The 17075-nt window shown below is 69.3% G+C and carries 16 protein-coding genes and 1 tRNA gene; 8 read left to right on the forward strand and 9 right to left on the reverse strand.

The features are described 5' to 3' along the window. A partial coding sequence (locus OCL97_RS19010; protein ID WP_377371344.1) for a gamma-glutamyltransferase occupies positions 1-322 on the reverse strand: 322 nt, incomplete at its 3' end. A gap of 100 nt (positions 323-422) precedes the next feature. Here OCL97_RS19010 and OCL97_RS19015 point away from each other — a divergent pair. The 3 genes from OCL97_RS19015 to OCL97_RS19025 all read left to right on the forward strand — a co-directional run bounded on the left by OCL97_RS19015 (position 423) and on the right by OCL97_RS19025 (position 4663). Beyond that, positions 423-1448 (forward strand): P1 family peptidase, encoded by a 1026-nt coding sequence (locus OCL97_RS19015; RefSeq protein WP_304780805.1) that lies wholly within the window; start codon positions 423-425, stop codon positions 1446-1448. A gap of 246 nt (positions 1449-1694) precedes the next feature. Next, a complete protein-coding gene (locus tag OCL97_RS19020; protein ID WP_377371345.1) occupies positions 1695-2954 on the forward strand; it encodes a hypothetical protein in 1260 nt (419 codons plus the stop codon). Between the two features lie 38 nt (positions 2955-2992). Next, entirely contained in the window at positions 2993-4663 is a 1671-nt protein-coding gene (locus tag OCL97_RS19025; protein ID WP_377371346.1) for a glycosyltransferase family 4 protein, read from the forward strand. Between the two features lie 19 nt (positions 4664-4682). Here the strand turns inward: OCL97_RS19025 and OCL97_RS19030 are convergent, their stop codons facing one another. Further along, on the reverse strand, positions 4683-5348 hold the full coding sequence (locus tag OCL97_RS19030; RefSeq protein ID WP_377371347.1) for a class I SAM-dependent methyltransferase: 666 nt from the start codon (positions 5346-5348) through the stop codon (positions 4683-4685). A gap of 181 nt (positions 5349-5529) precedes the next feature. On the opposite strand from OCL97_RS19030, the gene OCL97_RS19035 reads away from it, so the two are divergent. Next, positions 5530-5606: transfer RNA gene (locus OCL97_RS19035), tRNA-Arg, on the forward strand. A gap of 78 nt (positions 5607-5684) precedes the next feature. On the opposite strand, the gene OCL97_RS19040 is transcribed toward OCL97_RS19035, so the two are convergent. Beyond that, positions 5685-6176, reverse strand: a complete 492-nt coding sequence (locus OCL97_RS19040) for a winged helix-turn-helix transcriptional regulator (protein WP_377371348.1) — start codon at positions 6174-6176, stop codon at positions 5685-5687. A gap of 30 nt (positions 6177-6206) precedes the next feature. Beyond that, positions 6207-7010, reverse strand: a complete 804-nt coding sequence (locus OCL97_RS19045) for a PAS domain-containing protein (RefSeq protein ID WP_377371349.1) — start codon at positions 7008-7010, stop codon at positions 6207-6209. 175 nt (positions 7011-7185) lie between these two features. Between OCL97_RS19045 and OCL97_RS19050 the strand changes: the two genes are divergently transcribed. Continuing rightward, on the forward strand, positions 7186-7830 hold the full coding sequence (locus OCL97_RS19050; RefSeq protein ID WP_377371350.1) for a hypothetical protein: 645 nt from the start codon (positions 7186-7188) through the stop codon (positions 7828-7830). A 6-nt stretch (positions 7831-7836) separates the two neighbouring features. Here OCL97_RS19050 and OCL97_RS19055 read toward each other — a convergent pair whose 3' ends face one another. From OCL97_RS19055 to tauD, 3 genes are read right to left on the reverse strand one after another with little or no spacing between them, the layout of a single operon-like run. Further along, positions 7837-8586, reverse strand: a complete 750-nt coding sequence (locus tag OCL97_RS19055) for a hypothetical protein (RefSeq protein ID WP_377371351.1) — start codon at positions 8584-8586, stop codon at positions 7837-7839. A 57-nt stretch (positions 8587-8643) separates the two neighbouring features. Beyond that, a complete protein-coding gene (locus OCL97_RS19060) occupies positions 8644-9036 on the reverse strand; it encodes a hypothetical protein (protein WP_377371353.1) in 393 nt (130 codons plus the stop codon). Next, the gene (gene tauD, locus OCL97_RS19065; RefSeq protein WP_377371354.1) at positions 9033-9911 is read right to left on the reverse strand and encodes a taurine dioxygenase; all 879 of its coding nucleotides are present in this window, start codon (positions 9909-9911) and stop codon (positions 9033-9035) included. Before tauD ends, OCL97_RS19060 begins: the two co-directional genes overlap by 4 nt. Positions 9912-9996: 85 nt before the next feature. Here tauD and OCL97_RS19070 point away from each other — a divergent pair, with 85 nt between their 5' ends. The 3 genes from OCL97_RS19070 (at position 9997) to OCL97_RS19080 (ending at position 13545) form a co-directional block, all read left to right on the forward strand. Further along, complete coding sequence (locus OCL97_RS19070) at positions 9997-10266, forward strand: hypothetical protein (RefSeq protein WP_377371355.1); 270 nt, start codon at positions 9997-9999, stop codon at positions 10264-10266. Positions 10267-10390: 124 nt separating this feature from the next. After that, entirely contained in the window at positions 10391-11569 is a 1179-nt protein-coding gene (locus tag OCL97_RS19075; protein ID WP_377371356.1) for a carbohydrate porin, read from the forward strand. A gap of 59 nt (positions 11570-11628) precedes the next feature. Beyond that, positions 11629-13545, forward strand: a complete 1917-nt coding sequence (locus OCL97_RS19080) for a HAMP domain-containing methyl-accepting chemotaxis protein (RefSeq protein WP_377371357.1) — start codon at positions 11629-11631, stop codon at positions 13543-13545. 90 nt (positions 13546-13635) lie between these two features. Here OCL97_RS19080 and OCL97_RS19085 read toward each other — a convergent pair whose 3' ends face one another. Next, on the reverse strand, positions 13636-14562 hold the full coding sequence (locus OCL97_RS19085) for an aldo/keto reductase (RefSeq protein ID WP_377371358.1): 927 nt from the start codon (positions 14560-14562) through the stop codon (positions 13636-13638). A 69-nt stretch (positions 14563-14631) separates the two neighbouring features. Continuing rightward, entirely contained in the window at positions 14632-17007 is a 2376-nt protein-coding gene (locus tag OCL97_RS19090) for an ATP-binding protein (protein WP_377371359.1), read from the reverse strand. Positions 17008-17075 lie beyond the last annotated feature (68 nt).

Here is a 17075-nt window from a genome sequence, read left to right on the forward strand (position 1 = left end):
CGGCGGGCGGGTCCTGGGGGCGTTTAGAGGGGGTCCCTTGGGGGGTTTTGGGGTGGAAAGAGGAAAGAAGGGCCCGCCGGCGGAGCCCGGAGCTTGGGGGCCCCACCAGCCCAAGCACCGCCTGCACGGCCACCGCCGCGTCCACCGCCGAGCCGCCCCGGCGCAGCACGCTGACGCCGGCCTCCACCGCCAGCGGATTGGCGGCGGCCACCATGCCTGTTCCGACGCCGGGGGCGGGTGCGGTAGGGGCAGATTGAAGAGAGGCGCAGGCGCTGGCCAGGCCGGCCAGCAGGACAATGCTCAGGCGCTTGAGTTGCGACACAGACGGACCACGCGGAAATGAGGGGACTGGAAATGGGGCGGCGTCACCATAGCGACGCATGCGTGGACAACAAACGCCAAGCCATGCTCTTCGTTCGCTCATGAGCCAAAAGCCCCCCGCCGCTCCCGGAACGCGCAACCTGATCACCGATGTGCCCGGTCTGACCGTCGGCCAGGCCCAGGACGTGGCCGCCCGCACCGGGGTGACCGTGATCCTGCCCGACGCGCGCGCCGTTGCGGCCTGCGACGTGCGCGGCGGCGGGCCGGGCACCCGGGAGACCGACGCCCTGGCGCCGGAGAACCTGGTGGAGGCCATCGACGCCATCGTGCTGTCCGGCGGCTCGGTCTATGGCCTGGCCGCCGCCGACGGCGTGGTGAGCTGGCTGGGCGCGCGGGGCCGGGGCTATGGCCTGGTTGATCGGCCCGGCGTGCCCAGGTCGCCGGTGGTTCCGGGCGCGATTCTCTACGATGTGGCCAACGGCGGCGACCGGGCCTGGGGTGAGGATCCGCCCTATCGCCGCCTGGGGCGCGAGGCCGTCGAGGCCGCGGGGCTCGACGTCGCCCTGGGCACCACGGGCGCGGGGACCGGCGCCATGGCCGGCGCTCTGAAGGGTGGCACGGGGTCTGCCTCCATCCTGGCCGCCGACGGGATCGCCGTGGGCGCCCTGGCCTGCGTCAACAGTTTCGGCTCGGTCGTCTCCGGCGACGGGCGCACCTTCTGGGCCGCGCCTTTCGAGCTGGGCGGCGAGTTCGGCGGCCTGGGCTCGGCGGGTCTCTCGGCGCGGCCCGACATCTGGGACCTGGCCAAGGCCGATCCCCAGGCCCGCATGAACACCACCATCGCCTGCGTCGCCACCGACGTCGTCCTGACGCCGGCCCAGGCCAAGCGGGTGGCGGTCATGGCCCAGGATGGCCTGGCCCGCGCCATCCGCCCCATCCACGCCCCCTTCGACGGCGACGTGGTCTTCGCGATGTCCACCGGTGTCAGGCCCCTGGAGGGCGGCGATTTCACCGTCGCGCGCATCGGGGCGCTGGCCGCCGACTGCCTGGCCCGGGCCGTGGCCCGGGCGGTCTATGAGGCGACGCCCTGGCCGGGTTCCGACGTGCGCTGCTGGAAGGATTTGTAGGGCTCGCCCTGTCCGCTCCTCCCGGCGAAGGCCGGGATCCAGGTGAAACCCACTCCGGTCGCGATGACACCCGAGATGGGACTGAGGATCAGCTCGAACAGTTCCGGATGAATCTGGGTCCCGGCCTTCGCCGGGATGCGCGGCGTTTTCACGCCGGCTGCACGAATGCAGAGCCTGTCTTCATTTTTGCCGCGTGAATCCGCTAAGCTTAGCCGTTAAGTGACCCGCCTTTCGAGGAGACGCCCAATGGCTTGGATGAGGACGACGGCGGCGGTCAGTGTGATCGCTCTCACCGCCGGCGCGGCCGACGCGCAGCAGAAGCAGGTCGTGACCGGCCCGGTCGCCACCTATTGGATGAGCGCCCAGACCCAGTCCGGCTTCGGCGCCGGCATGGGGGCTCCAGGCGCCAAGCCGTCCATGAGCCAGATGATGGGCGCCATGAGCGGCGGCGGCGCCAGCAAGAGCCTGACCCTGCAGCTGGGATCGTCGCGCAAGCCGGCGGGCGAGCCGACCGCCGAACACCTGCCGCCCCAGGCCCTGCGGGCAGGTCCGACCCTGCCCCTGCTGACGCCGCGCGCCGAGCCCGTGCAGCGCACGGAGGAGACCCCGACCTTCTCCCGCGACTTCCAGAAGCCCAAGGGCCGAATGCTGATCTTCTGGGGTTGTGGCGAGCGCGCCCGTCCCGGCCAGCCGCTGGTGATCGACTTCGCCAAGATGACTGAGGGCAAGATGCCGCCGGGGATGGAGGCCATGAGCCGGGGCCTCAATGTCACGCCGATGCAGCCGCCGTCGCCCAGTCGCAACGCCACCTATGGCGAGTGGCCCAACGAAAAGACCCGCACCAGCGTGCCGGGCAACGGCTCCCTGGTGGGCGAGCATCGGATCCGCGGGACCTATTCGCCGGACATCGCCTTCAGCCTGAACGGCGCCCAGGACTTCCTGGGGCCGCTGAACCTCACCACCAACGCCATCAGCGCCAGCGGCGCCGGGCAGCTCGGCTGGGGCGCGGTTCCGGGGGCGCAGGCCTACCTGGCGACGGCCATCGGCGGGGGCCAGGACGACACCGTGGTGCTGTGGACCTCCAGCGAGGTCCAGGCCTCGGCCTTTTCCCTGCCCGACTATCTCAGCAATGGCGACATCAGCCGGCTGGTGGCGAACCGCGCCCTGATGGGTCCCCAGACCACGGCCTGCACGGTGCCCCAGGAGGTGGTGAAGGCCGCGCCCCAGGCCATGGTGCAGCTGGCCGCCTATGGGAACGAGACCAACCTCTCCTATCCCGAGCGGCCGAAGGACCCCAAGGTCGCCTGGAACATCGAGTGGACGGTGAAGGTCCGCTACAAGTCCCAGACCGGCGGCCTGCTGGGGATGGAGATGCCCGGCGCCCAACAGCAGGGCCAGCGGCCGATCATGGTCCCCGGCGGCCAGGAGCAGGAGGAGCCGACCGCGGCGGAGGCCATCGGCGGCGCCTTGCTGCGCGGTCTGGGAGGTCGTATTCCCCGCTTCTGACCGGGCGGAAACGGCCCTCTGAGCGTGGGGGCGGACCTTTGGCGTCGCGACTGGCGATCTACCATCCGTCGGGCCAGTTCAACCTGGTCAACAACCCGTTCGGCAAGGATGTCGCCAATCTGGAGCTGTTCCGGGCGCTCGCCGCCCATGGCGGTTTCGACCAGGTCAGCTTCCTCAGCCAGGCCAACATCTCGGGCGCCGACCTGCGCAAGGGCCTGCTGGGGGACGCGCCCGGCGGGGCGACCCTGACCACCGGCAGCCTGCTGGCCCAGGGCGCTGTGGCGCAGTCGGGGACCCTGCTGCGGGGGACGCCGGCGCTGTCGGACATCTCGTGGCTGCGGCGGCGCGCGGTCGGCGACCGGGCCTACAGCCTGATGGGCCTGGTCCACACCCTGGCGCCGCCGGCCCTGCGCGCCGACATGGCGATGGCCGTCACCTCGCCGATCCAGCCCTGGGACGCGCTGATCTGCACCTCGCCCTCGGTGCAGGACGCCCTGAACCGGATGTTCGACGACTGGTCCGGCTTCCTGGCCGACCGCTTCGGCGGGGCGAAGAACCCCAAGCCCTACCTGCCCCTGATCCCGCTGGGGGTCGACCAGCCCGCCATCCAGGCCCGCGCCGACCGGCCGGAGGTGCGCGCCAAGCTGCGTGAGGAGCTGGCCATCGGCGAGGCCGACATCCTGCTCCTGTGGCTGGGCCGGCTGTCCTTCTTCGAGAAGGCCGCGCCCCAGCCCATGTTCCGCGCCATTGAGGAGGCCGCCCAGGCCAGCGGCGTGAAGGTTCACTTCGCCATGGTCGGCTGGTTCCCCAACGGCGATCAGGACCGGCTCCGCTATCAGGCCGCCGCCGACGCCTACGCCCCCTCCGTGGCGGTTCACTTCCTGGACGGCAACGACCAGGGCCGGGTGGGATCGTTCTGGGCCGCCTCGGACATCTTCCTCTCCCTGGTGGACAACATCCAGGAGACCTTCGGCATCACCCCGGTGGAGGCCATGGCGGCGGGCCTGCCGGTGGTGGTCAGCGACTGGGACGGCTACCGCTATACGGTGCAGGACGGCCAGCAGGGGTTCCTGATCCCGACCCTGGGCGGACCGCCCGGCGGGGCCAGCGTGGGGGCCGCCGAGCGCCACGCCCTGGGCATGGAGTCCTACCAGCTCTATGTCGGGGCGCTCGCCCAGCACACCGCGGTCCATGTCGGCCGCGCCGCAGAGGCCATCGCCGCCCTGATCGCCTCGCCCGACCTGCGCCGCCGCATGGGGGAGGCCGGTCGCAAGCGGGTGCGCGAGATGTTCGACTGGCCCGTGGTGGCCCGCCAGTACGCAGGCCTGGCCGACGAACTGACCGCGATCCGCGAGGCCTCGCCCCCCGACGCCACCCAGGGCCGGCTCAACCCGGTGAAGGGCGACCCGAACCGCGATTTCGCGGGCTTCCCCAACCAGGTCCAGGACCTGGAGACCCTGCTCCATGTCCGGCCCGGCGTCACGACGGCGGACGTGGATCGCGCCATGGGGCTGGACCTGGACCGCTTCGCCAGCTCATGGCGCTGCACGGGCCCTGAATGCGGGCAGGTCCTCGACATCCTGGGCGCGCAGACGCGTTCGGTGAAGGAGGTCCTGCTGGACTTCCCGGTCGAGCGGCGGCGGCCGGTTCAGATGGGCCTGATGTGGATGTGCAAACTCGGGATGCTGGACTGGCTGGAGGGCGCGTAAGCCCTGAGCGGTCGCCGGCCTAGGGGTTGATCTTGCGCGTGTAGAGCTGGCCGATCGGGGCGCCCATGAAGATGTTCATCTTGCGCTGGAAGATGTTCATGAAGGCGTCGATGGCGGGCTTGGGCATCTTGAGCACGTCCTGCGTCCCCGGCGCGTCCATGGACCACAGATAGTCGTCGAAGATCATGATCCCGCCGACCTTCAGCACCTGGAACGCCATGACGGCGTCCATCAGGACGTCGGGCGCCTGGTGCGAGCCGTCGATATAGACCAGGTCGAAATACTCGGTCTTGCCGTCGGCGATCAGCTTGGCCATGGCCAGGTTGGAGAAGGTCTTCAACTTGTGGATATCGACCTTATGCGGGGCGACGCCCCGGGCGATCTCGATATTGCGGTCGAAGCGCCTCTCCACATCCGACATGTCGGTCTCGATCCGGCCGCCCTTCTGGTGCTCGATGCCGCCGCCCCAGGTGTCGGCGCACCAGATCTCGATGTCGCCGCCGACGGCGATGGAGCAATATTCCATCATCCAGACCGTGGAGCGGCCCTCGAAGGACCCGATCTCCAGGATCTTGCGCGGCTTGTTCTTGTCGACGATCTGACGCCAGGTCGGGAGATTGCCCGAGAACCAGTCCTTGGAGAATTCGTAGGGAATGACGTTCGGAGCCTTGGAGGTGTCGGTCATGTGCATCGCCTGCTGGGCGGACACCCGGCCCACCTCTTGTTTCTGCGTCCCGTATGTTGGCTCTCTCCCGGCGCGTCAAGTTGGCCCAAGCCAGCCCAGTCGCCGCAATTGGTGCGAGATCGTGGTTGAATCGCGCCCGGCGAACCGCTAGATACCCGCCCTTCGCCGAAAGGCGATGTGCGCGCCCGTAGCTCAGCTGGATAGAGCATCAGACTACGAATCTGAGGGTCGGACGTTCGAATCGTTCCGGGCGCGCCAAATTTTCCCGCCTTCTTCCGCTGTGTATGACGCGACAGCCCCTTGTAGGCAGGCCAGCCTTCGCTTTGAGCGCCTCTCTCAGACCATCGCCTCGACGACCGCGGCCTCATAGGCTGACTGCAGTCTGGCGAAAACCGACTCCCTGGGCGCCGGGGCCCCCAGGTGGAGGTGGCGCAGTTCGTCCATGAACTCCGACCAAAGCTTGGGGCCTCCGTCCTCGAGGATTTGCGCGCGGACAGAGAGCTCCTTGGACGCCGGCGTGTGGCGCAGGCCCCAGCCGCCCATGTGGGCCAGCAAGGGCACCAGGGCGATGGAGGCCTCGGTCAGGCTGTAGATGACCTTCTGCTTGTGGCTGGGATCGTCGCGGCGGGACACCAGGCCGGCCTTCTCCAGGCGCGCCAGCCGGTCGGCCAGGATGTTGGAGGCGATTCCCTCTTCAGACCGGGTCAGAAGCTCGCGGAAGTGACGGCGGTCGCCGAACATCAGGTCGCGGATGACGATCAGGCTCCAGCGATCCCCCAGGGTCTCGAGGGTCAGATTGATCGGGCAGCCAGAGCGTGAGGCGTTCATGCGCCCTCCAAGACCAATTGCAATATAAAATCAGTCTATCTGGCCCGCAACCGGTTGCATAACGAAATCAGATCTGTGCGGACGCGAAGATAAGGCGCAGGGGCAGCCTGTACGGTCACCGCTGCGCTGGTGACCCATGATCAGATGGAGGAGGTGATCCGGCTGACCTATGTCCCGCCCAGGCTTCGGTGGCGTCTGGCCCAACGGCGTGGCCGCGGCATGGGTGAGGAGGTCCCGGACTCGGGGCTGTTCCGCCTCCGGATAGATGCCCAACGCCTCATCGAGCTGGATGGGTCTTGGTGTTCCACCCAGAATGTCCCAGATCTCCTGCGACCAGTCGACAAGCTGGCTTTCGAGGGAGATCTCCCAGCCGCCGATCTTTGCGACCCGCCCCACCGCGCGCAGAGCCGCGGTGGTCTTGGTCAAGGCGGCGCGCTTCTCCTCGGCTTCCGCGCGCGCGCTCTGGAGGTCCGAGACATCACGCGACGTGACGAGGAGAACCTCGAGTTCGCCCCGTTCATCGACCAGCGGCGTGACCACCACGTCCCAATGCTTGCGCCGGCCTCGAGCGGTGTCGCGCGGCGCGCAGAATCGGTCCGAGCGCTGGGCGCCGCCGTTCGCCACCGCCGCCCGCACCTGGGCCCGCGAAGGCTCCGGCCACATCTCGGCCCACACTTCGCCGACAATATCGTTGGGCGACTCCAGCTCCATCAGCCGGCAGCCGCCAGCGTTCACGTAGTTGATCCTGCCATCGAGGCCGATCAGTTTGACGCAGTCCTGGCTGGCCTCCAGCGCCGCCCACAACATCGGCTGCCGCTGTAGAAGGTTACGCATACAATAGGTCCCTGTACTCCCGCGGGCCGCGCACTATTGGGATGGCGACGTCGATCCTCCACCCCACGCGGGCGAGCTTTCGGAACCGTAAAGCCAGGCGACATCTGCGAGCTGAAAGTGCAGCATGTGGCGTTCGGTCGCTGGCGAGGGCCGGGCCTCAGCAGCAAGGGACGTCATGCGCATTCGCTGGACAAAACTGGCCGCTGTCGGGGGGCTGGCCCTGATAGGCGCCTGCACGCAGCCCGGGGCCAAGCCCCCGGCCGCGCCGCCGACAGCGGTGGTCTCGGTCCTGCGCTCGGCCCCGGAGTTCGCGGCCTGCGCCTGGCAGGAGGTGAAGGGCGCCAAGCTTGCCATCCAGGCCTTCGCCTGCGGCCCGGAGCAGGGCGGTCAACATATCGAGGCCGATGACAGCCTGCCGGGCTTCCAGCTGGTCTATGACGGCCCGCCGACCGAGCGGCGCCCCGTGGTGCGCACCTTCGCCAAGCCGGCGGACGCGCCCCTGGAAGCGATCCTGCCCGCGATCCGCGCCGCCTCGCCCGGCCCCCACACCGCGACCTGCGCCTTCGCTCCGGCCCAAGGCTATGACGACAAGGACAAGGGCCGCTTCGTGCTCGAGCCCACTGGCGCGGCCAAGGCCTCGTGGGAGGCCAGCCTGGCGGTGGAGCCCGGCGATCCGCCCTGCGGGCCCATGGGGGTCTCGGCGGCCGGGAACCGCTATTTCAAGGTCATGCCCAGCCACCCCGACCTCGTGGTCTATGCCGACGTGGGCAGCGAGATTCAGATCTTCGACCCCGAGACCCTGAGGGTCATCGCGCCCTGACCCTGCCTATTGCGGCAGGCGGGTGATCATCGGGACGTCCGGATCGGTCGGCGGCGGGACCGCCGCGGCCGGGGCCGGCGGCGCGGGCGCCAGGACGATCGGAGGCGCGGCCAGGGGCGGCGGTGTGATCGGGGTCGGCGTCTCAGCCTCCACCGCGGGTCGGCGTGGCGCGGCCGTGGCCGTACGAGCCGGCGGCGTCGGCGGTGCGGCGACCACCGGCGGCGGGGCCACGGGATCCGCCATGGCCGCGGGTGCGGGCTCAACCGGTGTGGGCTGGGCCGGTGCGAAGGTCTCCGGCGCGGTGGCGACGGCCGGCTCCGACGCGGGCGGATCGCGGGGGAACAGCAGCATGCCGACCACCACGATCGCGGCGATCACCAGTCCGATCCCGGCGACCGGCGGGAAGGGCAGGCCGCCGGCCCGGGCCTTGGGCGCGGCGCTGGCGCGGGCCAGCACGGAGCCGGTCGCCAGGGGCCGATCGTGGGGTTCGGCCGCCGTCTCTGGCGCGGGTGCAGGTGTGGGCTCCGGAGCGATCGCGGGCGCCGGCGGCGGCGCGACAGCCGCGGGCCGCGGCTGAGACACCAGGCCCCCGGTCAGGATGTTGCGGGGTGCGAGGGAGGGCGTCGGGACGCGGATCTGGTTGGTCGGCCGGGGCGCGCGCTTGACCGGCGTGCTGATGCCGAAGGTGGTCGGCGGCTGCCGGCCCCAGGCGCCGCGGGGCGTGCCGAACGGGTTGTCGTCCTGGCCGGGCGGCATGTGATCTCCAAAATGGTCCCCGATGTCGGGACGTGGTGCCTCGGGACTTGGACCGATCTATGACGGGCGGGGCGCGAACAGCCGGCGGAACCGGTCCACCACCACCGGCGAGAGGGCGGCCATCACGCCGCCGGCGTCGGCGACCCAATTGCGGATCGCGGCTTCCGGGACGCCGTGGCGGGCATAGTGGATCACCGACAGGATCAGGGCGAACCCCAGATAGCCCATGGCGATCCTGCGGATCGGCGTGCGGGGCATGGCCGCGAGCCCGGCGCAGGCCGCGACATAGAAGGCCGCGAAGTGCTCCAGATAGTGGGACCCCAGCAGTTTGGGGGTCAGCCAGCCGGGCGCGATCGAGGCCAGGAAGATGGCCAGCAGGGTCAGGCCGAACCCCAGGCGCGCCAGCACCGCCAGCACGCCGGTGTCGGGATAGGTCGCGGGCTCGCTCACGCGGCGGCCGCCTTCACCCCGGCGGGCAGGCGCGAGCGGTGATAGGGCCGATCCCCCAGCACGGTGGCGCGGTTCATGATCCGGCGGTGGGGCAGGTAGTCGTTGACGGCGTAGTGCTGAGTGACCCGGTTGTCCCAGAAGGCGATGGCGTTGTCCTTCCAGCGCCAGCGGACCAGGAACTCCGGCTTCTGGATGTGCTCGAACAGCATGTTCAGGATGGCGTCGCTCTCCTTGCGGCGCAGGCCCTTGATGCGGTCGGTGAAGCCGTAGTTGATGAACAGGCCGTCCTCGCCGGTCTCGGGGTGGGTCCGCACCACCGGGTGCAGGACGGGCGGGTTCTCAGCCAGCGCCTTGGCGTGCTTCTCGGCGCCGGCGCCCGCCGCCACGATCCCCTGCTGCGGGAAGCCGCGGGCGAAGTCGTGCACCGCGTCCAGGCCCGACAGGAACTCGCGGAAGGTCGGCGACAGGGCCTCATAGGCCGCCCTCATGTTCGACCAGATGGTGTCGCCGCCGCTGGGGGGCAGGTGCTTGGCGTAGAGGATCGAGGCCATGGGCGGGGTCTGGATGAAGGTGACGTCGGTGTGCCAGCTGTCGTTGTCGGTGGGGTTGTCCTTGTGGTTGTCCAGGATGAACAGCTCAGGCGCCTCGGGCACGCCGGGATAGAGGGGGTGGGTATGCAGCGCGCCAAATCTCGCGGCGAAGTCGCGATGTTGAACGGGCGTGATGTGCTGGTCCTCGAAGAAGATCACCTGGTGGGCCAGGAGGGCGGCGCGGACCTCGGCGAGCTGTCCCTCGTCCAGCCGCTGCGACAGGTCGATCCCGCCCACGACGGCGCCGATGGTGGGGGTGAGCGGTGTCACCTGAAACTTGGCCATGCTGGTCTCCCTGAGGGCCTCATCTAAGCGCGCCTTGGCCCGGCTTGCCAGGGTGGCGAGTGGGGAATCATGGCAGCCTGCCGCCATGTCCAGTCCCCCCGGCCTTCCCGAGTTCGACCTGCCGATGATCTTCGCCGACAAGGTGGCGGGCCTGGGCTTCCAGTCTGGCGTGTTCCGGGTGGCCCTGGCGGCCAATGTCTCCAACAATCTCGGCGTGACCGAGGTGGTGAAGTCCGGCTTCCTGATCCTCAGCCCCGAAGGCATGCTGGAGTTGCGCAGCCAGGTCGACCAGCTGCTGGGCGAGCTGGAGCGGCGCGGGCTGATGAACCTGAAGCCCGACAAACTGGACGGCTAGCCCTGAGCCGAACACGGTGCGGCCTGCGACAATCGCGCGCGCATGCTTAAGCTTGTTCTTAAGGCGTCTCCCCGAACCTGGCCCATGACGCCCGCCTCAGGAGCGGGTTCGCGTGGGACCACCAATGACCGTGACGACCATGGGGGGGCGACGCCTCGCGCTCCTGGGCCTTGCCTTTGGGGCGGCCCTGCTCAGCCAGCCGGCCTTCGCCCAGGACAGCGCCTGGGCCCTCGCGGCCACCTATACCGCCGATGTCGCGGGCCCGGTCTCGGGCGGCGCGTCTCAGGCCGGCCGGTTCCTGGACAACCTGATGATCGAGGGCGACCTCGACCTCGACAAGGCCATTGGATGGGCCGGCGCCACCGCCCACCTCTCGCTGCTGAACAATTCCGGCGGCGCCCCCAACGACCTGGCGGGGACCCTGCAGGGGATCAACAACATCGAGGTCACCCGTCCACGGGGCAAGGTCTACGAGGCCTGGCTGCAGCAGGACTTCGGCCGCGCCTCCGTGCGGGCCGGCCTCTATGATCTCAACAGCGAATTCTACACCACCGACGCTTCGGGCCTGCTGATCGCGCCCCCCTTCGGCATCGGCTCGGAACTGGCCGCCACCGGCCCCAACGGCCCGTCGATCTTCCCCTCCACGGCGCTGGGCCTGAGGGTCCGCATCGCGCCCTCCGACGCCACCTACATCCAGGCCGCGGCGATCAACGCCAAGGCCGGCGCCCTCGGGGACCCTGGCGGCGTCAACACCGACTTCGACGACGGCGTCCTGCTGGCGGCCGAGGCCGGCTGGACCAGGCGCGGCAAGGTGGCCGTGGGGCTCTGGCGCTACAGCAGGGACCAGAACGACATCGTCGATCTCGACGCCGCGGGCCTTCCTGTGCAGCGCACGGCGGCCGGCGCCTACCTGCTGGTGGACCACCCCCTCCGAGGCGCGCAGGGCGACATCCGCGCGGTGGCGGGCTTTCTCCGCGTCGGCGTCTCGGACGGCGACACCACCCCCTTCAAGGGCGGGGGCCAGGCGGGCCTGTTGATGACGCAGGTCTTCGGCGGACGGCCGGATTCGGCCCTCTCCCTCGGGGTCGCCTATGGCGGCCTCTCCGACAAGTTCCAGCAGACCCTGGCGGGCGGCGGGCTCTCCGCGGCGTCGTCGGAGTCAACCCTGGAGCTGACCTACGCCGACAAGGTCGCCCCGCGGCTCAGCCTGCAGCCCAGCCTGCAGTATGTCGTCCACCCCGGCGGCGACCGCGACGCCGAGGCCGCCGTCGTTCTCGCCCTGCGGGTGTCCATCGATTTGTAACCAACTGCGATTAACCAGAATTCCAAATTCCGGCGTGCGTCCGGCCGAGGGCTGATTTCATGAGTTTTATTTCCAATCTGCGGATTTCCGCCAAGATCCTGGTGATCGTGGCCATGCTGCTCAGCCTCACGGCCGGCATGACCGCCTTCGCGGTGATCAAGGCCAATCAGATGGCGGAGGCCACCCAGTTCCTGGTGAATGATCCGGTGAGGGGCACGCGCCTGGCGGCCAGGGTCGATGGCGCCTTCGCCCGTATGCACCAGATCGCCTACGAGACGGTGGTGGAGACCGACGACGCCCAGCTGCCGGAGCTGCAGAAGGAATTCGACGCCCAGGTCGCCGAGGTGCGCGCCGCCCTGAAGGACATGAAGCCCCTCATCGAGGGCGAGCACGTCGCGCCCTACAACACGATCACCGAGAACCTTGAGGCCTATATCGCCCTCGACAAGGAACTGACCGAGCAACGCCTCATCCACCTGCTGTTCGACTGCGAGAGCACCCTGCAGGACAAGATGACCCCGGTGTACGACAAGGTCCACGCCGCCATCGCCCTGCTCAACAGGCAGCAGATGAAAGACATCGACCAGGCCGCCGTGGACGCGGCGAAGGACAAGCAGGCCGTCTTCTGGTGGCTGGTGGGCGCCGGCGGCACGGGCGCCCTGCTGCTGGGCGCTCTGGCCATCTATATTTCGCGCAAGGAGATCGCGGGTCCCATCGCCGGCATGACCCAGGCGATGGACCAGCTCGCCTCCGGCGACCTGACCACCCACGTGTCGGGCAAGGAGCGCCGCGACGAGATCGGCGCCATGGCCCGCGCCGTCCAGGTGTTCAAGGAGAACGGCCTGGCCCTGACCACCGCCGAGGCCGAGAAGGTCCGCCTTGAGGCCCAGAGCGCCCAGGAACGCCAGCGCGCCGAGGCCGAGCGCGCCGCGCTCGCCGCCGAACAGGCGCACGTGGTGGAGTCGGTGGCCGAAGGCCTGTCGCGTCTGTCCGACGGCGACCTGATGCACCGCCTGCCCGACGACTTCCCCGTCGCCTATGTGAAGCTCAAGGATGACTTCAACCGCGCCATGAGCGGGCTGGAGGAGGCCATGCTGGTCATCGCCGCCAATGCGTCCAGCATGCGGAACGGCGCCGGCGAGATCTCGGGCGCCGCCGACGACCTGTCGCGCCGCACAGAACAACAGGCCGCCAGCCTGGAAGAGACCGCCGCCGCCCTGGACGAGATCACCGTCACGGTGAAAAAGTCCGCCGCCGGCGCCGAGCAGGCCAACGATGTGGTCAACGCCGCCCGTGGCGACGCCGAACGCTCGGGCGTGGTGGTCAACGAGGCGGTCGGCGCCATGGGCGAGATCGCGTCCTCCTCCAAGCAGATCAGCCAGATCATCGGGGTGATCGACGAGATCGCCTTCCAGACCAACCTGCTGGCCCTGAACGCGGGCGTTGAAGCCGCCCGCGCCGGCGACGCCGGCCGTGGCTTCGCCGTCGTGGCCTCCGAGGTGCGGGCGCTCGCCCAGCGCTCGGCGGAAGCGGCCAAGGAGATCAAGACCCTGATCGCCGCCTCCACCCGTCAGGTGGAAAGCGGCGTGCGCCTGGTTGGCGAGACGGGGACGGCGCTGGCCGGCATCGTCAACAAGGTCAGCGAGATCTCGGGCCTGGTGTCGGAGATCGCGGCCTCGTCCCAGGAACAGGCCACCGGCCTCAACCAGGTCAACGCCGCCGTCAACCAGATGGATCAGGTGACCCAGCAGAATGCGGCCATGGTGGAGCAGTCCACCGCCGCCAGCCACAGCCTGGCGCAGGAAGCTCAGGAGCTGAACCGCCTGGTGGCCCGCTTCAAGACGAGCGCCGTGGCTCAACCACCCCAGGGCGCCCGCCGTCAGGCGCCGGCCGCTTCCCACGCCCCGCGCCCGCAGATGCGCGCCACCTCCCAGGTGGCCCAGCGTCCGGCCGACGACAGCTGGGAAGAATTCTAGACCCCAATTCGACCCGCAGCGTCCTCCACCGCGGTTCGTCAGTAAGGCCCTCCCCCTCCCCAGGGGGAGGGTTTTTCTTGGGCGCTTCCGTCAGTCCTTGCTGACCAGCTTGGTGACTTCCGCCACCTGTTCTGGGGTCAGCTTCCAGTCGCCGGCCTTGGCGTTGGCGACGATCTGGTCGGCCCGCGTGGCGCCGGCGATCACCGAGCTGACCACCGGGTGACCCAGGATCCAGGCGAAGGCCAGTTCCAGGATCGTGTGGCCGTTGTCCCGGGCCCAGGCGTCAAGCTTCTCGATCTGGTCGAAGTTCTTGTCGCTCAGGGCCGCGGCGCCGCGGGGACCCCAGGCGGCCAGGCGGGTGCCCTCGGGCGGCGCCTCGCCACGGCTGTACTTGCCCGACAGGAGGCCTGAGGCCAGCGGGAAGAACGGCAGGAAGCCCAGGCCGAACTTCTCGCAGGCCGGCAGCACCTCGCGCTCCACGTTGCGCTCCAGCAGGCTGTAGTTGTTCTGGGCCGAGACGAATCTTTCCAGCCCACTCGTTTGTGATCTCCAATGTGCGTCGGCGATCTGCCAGCCGGAGAAGTTGGAATTGCCCAGGTAGAGAACCTTGCCGTCGCGAACCAGGTCGTCCAGCGCCCTCAGGGTCTCGTCGATGGGGGTGTCGGGATCGGGGCGGTGCATCTGGTAGAGGTCGATGCGGTCGGTGCCCAGGCGCTTGAGGCTGGCCTCAACGGCGCTGACCACATAGCGGCGCGAGCCGCCGGCGTTCTCGCCCATGGCGAACTTGGTGGCCACCACCGCCTTGTCGCGTTTGCCCTTCAGGGCCGCGCCCAGGAATTCCTCGGACTTCGTGCCGCCATAGACGTCGGCGGTGTCGAAGAAGGTGATGCCGTTATCCAGCGCCGCGTCGACGACGGTCTGGGTCTCCTGCGCGCTGATCCGCATCCCGAAATTGTTGCAGCCCAGACCGATGGCGCTGACCTTCAGGCCGCTGGTTCCCAATCGCCGCTGTTCCATGTCGCCGCTCCCAATGTCTTTGGTTTCAATGGGGCGGAGCATAGGACGCGAATGCGCGGCGGCGCTAGCTCACGCGCAGCTGACGACGTCGAGTTGTTCGGCGTCGGCCTCGTCGAGCACGGTCTGGATGGCGATCAGCAGGCGCTCCAGCTCCAGGGGCTTGGGCACCAGGACGTCCATGCCGGCGGCGGTATATTCGGCCGCATGGTGGGCCATGGCGTTGGCGGTCAGGGCGATGATCGGCGTGCGGCGATGGTTCTCGTTGCGCTCCCACTCGCGGATCAGGCGGGTGGCGGTGGGGCCGTCCATCACCGGCATCTGCACGTCCATCAGGATCGCGTCCCAGTCACCGGTGGCCGCCGCCGCCACGGCCAGCTCCCCATTGTCGACGCAGGTCACCTCGACGCCGACCTGGGCCAGCAGGGTGCGCAGCACCAGCTGGTTCATCGGATTGTCCTCGGCCGCCAGGATGCGAAGCGCCGAGCCGTCGCGCAGAGGCGGGGCCTCGAAGACGTCATCCCGCACCGCCTGGCCGTCTGCGTCGCCGATGCGGGTGAGCGGCAGGCGCACCGTGAAGACCGATCCCCGACCCAGGACGCTGGCGGCCTCGATCTCTCCGCCCATCAGGGTGGCGAGTTCCCGGCAGATGGCCAGGCCAAGGCCCGAACCGCCGAACCGCCGGGTGGTGGAGGTGTCCTCCTGGACGAACTTCTGGAACAGGGCGCCCAGCCGGTCGGCGGCGATGCCGGGGCCGGTGTCGGTGACCTTGAACACCAGGTGCGGCGCCGCGACCGAGACATCCACACGGACCTCGCCTCGGTCGGTGAACTTCACGGCGTTGGAGACCAGATTGTAGATGATCTGGCGCACCCGCGTTGGGTCGCCGGCCCAGACGCCGCGAGCCTCCGGCGCCACGGTGACGGCGAAGCTGACGTCCTTCTCGGTGGCCAGGGTGGTGAAGGTGGCGTGCGCGCCTTCCACCAGCTGTTCGACGTCCACCATGGAGGCCTCCAGCTCCAGCCGGCCGGCCTCGATGCGCGAAAGGTCCAGCAGGTCATTCAGCAGGGCCAGCAGCGTCTCGCCGGCCTGGCGGATCACCGTCAGGCGCTCGCGCTGGATCTCCGGAAGGTCGTCTCGGGCCATGGCCTGGGCCATCCCCAGCACCCCGTTCAGCGGCGTGCGGATCTCGTGGCTCATGGTGGCCAGGAAGGCGGACTTGGCCTCGTTGGCGGCGTTGGCGTCGTCGCGGGCCCGCTCCAGGGTGACATTCAGGTCGCGCAGCCGGTCCTCGGATTCCTTCAAGTCCTGGATGGACTGGGTGATCACCACGCAGCGAACGGGACCCTCGCCGGCGAAGCGCGCCGCGGTCATGCGGAACCACTCGCCGCTGCCGGCCTGGTAGGCGCGGATGAAGGACTTGGTCTTGCCGGCGAGGATGGCGCGCAAGCCCTTCATCAGGGCCTTGCCGTGGTTGCCGGGCAGCTTCGACACCACGTCGAAGAGGTTGCGGCCCAGGTGATAGGTGTCGCTCTTGGCGAGCTCCGCGCCCCGGGCCCGGAAGGCCTGGTTCGCGGCCACGATGTCGCCGGTCTCGTCGATGACGGTGAGCATGGCCGCCACCCCGTCGATCACCCCGCGCCCGAAGCGTTCGGACTCCAGCAGTTCGGCATGGGCCTGGCGCTGGGCGGTGATGTCCTGCATGGCGCCGTGGAGGGCCACGCACTTGCCGTCGGCCATCTCCGGCTCGCCAACGATGCGGAACCAGAGGTCCTCGCCGCCGGGGGTGATCATGGGGCTCTCGAACTCGACGCGCTCGCCGGTCTGCATGGCCTGGCGGGTATAGGCCCGGACCCGGTCGCGCTCGCGTTCCGGGTAGATCTCCAGGATTCTGGCGAAGCTCTCAACCCGCTCCGGACGCCCCAGCATTTCCTGCACCTCACGGCTCCAGCGCACCGTGCCGTCGCGCAGGTCCACCTCCCAGCCGCCGAGGCGGGCGAGGTGGCCAGCCGAGCGCAGGGAGGTCGAGGTGGCCTTCAACCGCGCCTCGAACTGCTTGGCTGAGGTGACCTCGGTCTGGACCGAGACAAAGCCGTCATGGGCGCCCGCGGCGTCGTAGGTCGGGCGCACGTCCAGGTCGATCCAGAACTGGCGCTGGTCCTTGGCCTGCAGCTGGACCTGGAGGCGGAAACCCTCGCCCCCGGCGATGTAGCCACGCAGGCGGGCCAGGGTCTCAGGATTGGTGTGGGGGGATTCCAGCAGGGCGCAGGGCGTCAGGCCCCGGCATTCGTTGAGGGAATAGCCGGTGATGGTGGTGAAGCCCTCGTTGATCCACTCGATGCGGCCCGCGGTGTCCAGCAGGACCGTGCCGCTGGAGGTCGCCCGCGCGATACGCGCCAGCCGGCTGTCGAGGTCGCTGCGCGGCTCCAAGCCCTCTGCCCCCCACATTCAAGTCTTCCAAGGATTAACTCTGTTACGCCGGGAATGAACAAAGGGGAAAGCCGGCGCGAAAATTC

Source organism: Phenylobacterium ferrooxidans (genome assembly GCF_042714595.1).
In the GTDB taxonomy this organism is placed as follows: domain Bacteria; phylum Pseudomonadota; class Alphaproteobacteria; order Caulobacterales; family Caulobacteraceae; genus Phenylobacterium; species Phenylobacterium ferrooxidans.

What these genes read in the sequence shown, in the direction of transcription:
- OCL97_RS19085 (WP_377371358.1), bottom strand. Translation starts at nt 14,562, where the DNA reads ATGGAACAGCGGCGATTGGGAACCAGCGGCCTGAAGGTCAGCGCCATC.
- OCL97_RS19090 (WP_377371359.1), bottom strand. Translation starts at nt 17,007, where the DNA reads ATGTGGGGGGCAGAGGGCTTGGAGCCGCGCAGCGACCTCGACAGCCGG.
- OCL97_RS19040 (WP_377371348.1), bottom strand. Translation starts at nt 6,176, where the DNA reads ATGAACGCCTCACGCTCTGGCTGCCCGATCAATCTGACCCTCGAGACC.
- OCL97_RS19030 (WP_377371347.1), bottom strand. Translation starts at nt 5,348, where the DNA reads ATGACCGACACCTCCAAGGCTCCGAACGTCATTCCCTACGAATTCTCC.
- OCL97_RS19020 (WP_377371345.1), top strand. Translation starts at nt 1,695, where the DNA reads ATGGCTTGGATGAGGACGACGGCGGCGGTCAGTGTGATCGCTCTCACC.
- OCL97_RS19050 (WP_377371350.1), top strand. Translation starts at nt 7,186, where the DNA reads ATGCGCATTCGCTGGACAAAACTGGCCGCTGTCGGGGGGCTGGCCCTG.
- tauD (WP_377371354.1), bottom strand. Translation starts at nt 9,911, where the DNA reads ATGGCCAAGTTTCAGGTGACACCGCTCACCCCCACCATCGGCGCCGTC.
- OCL97_RS19080 (WP_377371357.1), top strand. Translation starts at nt 11,629, where the DNA reads ATGAGTTTTATTTCCAATCTGCGGATTTCCGCCAAGATCCTGGTGATC.
- OCL97_RS19055 (WP_377371351.1), bottom strand. Translation starts at nt 8,586, where the DNA reads ATGCCGCCCGGCCAGGACGACAACCCGTTCGGCACGCCCCGCGGCGCC.
- OCL97_RS19015 (WP_304780805.1), top strand. Translation starts at nt 423, where the DNA reads ATGAGCCAAAAGCCCCCCGCCGCTCCCGGAACGCGCAACCTGATCACC.
- OCL97_RS19045 (WP_377371349.1), bottom strand. Translation starts at nt 7,010, where the DNA reads ATGCGTAACCTTCTACAGCGGCAGCCGATGTTGTGGGCGGCGCTGGAG.
- OCL97_RS19070 (WP_377371355.1), top strand. Translation starts at nt 9,997, where the DNA reads ATGTCCAGTCCCCCCGGCCTTCCCGAGTTCGACCTGCCGATGATCTTC.
- OCL97_RS19075 (WP_377371356.1), top strand. Translation starts at nt 10,391, where the DNA reads ATGACCGTGACGACCATGGGGGGGCGACGCCTCGCGCTCCTGGGCCTT.